At 48.1% G+C, this 1,821-nt stretch carries 3 protein-coding genes; 2 read left to right on the plus strand and 1 reads right to left on the minus strand.

What is annotated here, in order from left to right:
• Positions 1 to 237 precede the first annotated feature (237 nt).
• Entirely contained in the window at positions 238 to 669 is a 432-nt protein-coding gene (locus tag IT781_RS06560; protein WP_194969342.1) for a hypothetical protein, read from the minus strand.
• Between IT781_RS06560 and IT781_RS06565 the strand changes: the two genes are divergently transcribed.
• Together IT781_RS06565 and IT781_RS06570 are read left to right on the plus strand one after the other, a co-directional pair.
• The gene (locus IT781_RS06565; protein ID WP_228778972.1) at positions 668 to 1,330 is read left to right on the plus strand and encodes a hypothetical protein; all 663 of its coding nucleotides are present in this window, start codon (positions 668 to 670) and stop codon (positions 1,328 to 1,330) included. The genes IT781_RS06560 and IT781_RS06565 overlap by 2 nt on opposite strands.
• A gap of 3 nt (positions 1,331 to 1,333) precedes the next feature.
• Positions 1,334 to 1,821: hypothetical protein (locus IT781_RS06570; RefSeq protein WP_228778973.1), on the plus strand; the 488-nt coding region annotated here is incomplete at its 3' end.

The raw sequence follows: 1,821 nt of genomic DNA on the forward strand, positions 1-1,821 counted from the left end.
GCGTGGGATTCATAACCCCAAGGTCGGTGGTTCGATCCCACCCATCGCCACCATTCATTAAATCTGCACAAGTTGTCCCGTTTCTGTCCTCTTTTTTGATTGATGCAATGCCTGATCGGCATGATCAAACAAATGTCCTGCTCAAATCACGACTAGCCTGGTAACAACGCGAATTGGTCAACACCTTGGCTTTGCATCCTGCATCAGCCCATTGAAGGGGGCTTTGATTTACGGCGGTTATCTCCCAAGCTGCTGCGCATCCAGGGCAGCGGCCCGGTTCACGGCGAATCCGGCGATTTGCGCACGGCGATGATTATCCTGAACATAGCGCGACAGGTGACGGCTTATCTGGCCTTGCGCTATTATGCCGTTGACAGGGACGGGATTTGCCCAATACGTGCTCTTTATGTCCTCTGCGGTTGGATAAAACATATCATCGTCGTTCCCAGGTTTCCACAATCCTCCGCAGGAGCCGATACCGGGCTTTGAAAGTATCAGGCATGTGCAAGCCCGGTATGCATTCCCGCGCGGGAACGACCAGGAAGCGCTTACAGTCTGGCGGTTCAGGGCTGATGCGCATTCATCCAAGGAACCGCTTGGGAACGGGAAACCGGCATAAGCCACAGGATAGACACGTTTAACTTTCTCGAAATTACAAGGAGTCAACATGACAGGCAATAACGGCCCTCTGGGCGGATCAACCAATAGGCCGGTGATAGATGAAGGTACTCTCATTCAGCACCGGTCGCCGTCACCTGGACCGATTGGTATCGCCGCTCAAAATAGCTCGCACGTTACCTCGGAAAATGAATCCCGAGGATTAACTGTGGGGGAGATTCAAATGGCGAAAAAAATCTTTAAGGATTCGATCAACTACGCTAGGGTTCGGGTCCACAATGAAGGCTATTTCCCTTTTGGACTGCAAAATGCCAGGACTGCTGTGACACCTGATGGGGAAATGTATTTTCTCCCTTCGGATTTTCGAGAGGACTTCTCAACTTCAACGGTTTACGAAAAAGCCTGGTTCATACATGAAATGACCCATGTATGGCAATATCAACTGGGCTATTGGGTTATGTTCAGAGGTGCTTTCCGTCCAGGACTGGACTATAAATACACGCTTGATGCGCAGAGGAAGTTCTGTGACTACAATATGGAAGCTCAGGGTGATATTTTGGCAGACTACTTTGCCTTGAAGTTTCTTAAGAAACCAGATGTCGTCAGAAATAAGCTGAGTGCCAACCCACCTGCTACATACTCACTTGAAGACTATGAAACAACATTGAAGGACTTCCTGACTGATCCATCAAATAGCGATAACCTGCCCTAAGATATGATAGAAAAACTATTCTGTTATTTACCAATAGCCGTCGCACTGCTCCTTATGCTGATTAGTGGCTGTACTCCGATAAGAAAAATAAATGGTCCGGCTATTGTTCGACAAAGTGGCAATGTCCCTTGTTTTTCCATTGAAAGCACCGAAAAAACCCGCGCTGGTGAAGCAAATCTTGAAATGATAGAGGTTGTAGATGAACAGGGTGAGGAAGTATGGTATGTCGGTTTTAAAAAATTGCCCCCGTTCACGCCAGATCAGTGTATACCCTATGGTCAAACGACCGATGTGTATACAACAAAGGTGCCGGCAGAACCATTAGTTCCTGGTCAGGTGTATCGCATAGCTATTATCGCTCCGATGGAAAAATATCCGTACGAGACGAATGGTTACACTGCGGATTTCTGCTTGCTTAAACGTCCCGGACAAGGGATTCTCGTGCATCAAGTCCAATTTGACTCAAAAACATCGCGATGGCTGCGCGAAGT

Origin of the sequence: Methylobacter sp. BlB1, from assembly GCF_015476545.1 — a bacterium.
In the GTDB taxonomy this organism is placed as follows: Bacteria; Pseudomonadota; Gammaproteobacteria; order Methylococcales; family Methylomonadaceae; genus Methylobacter.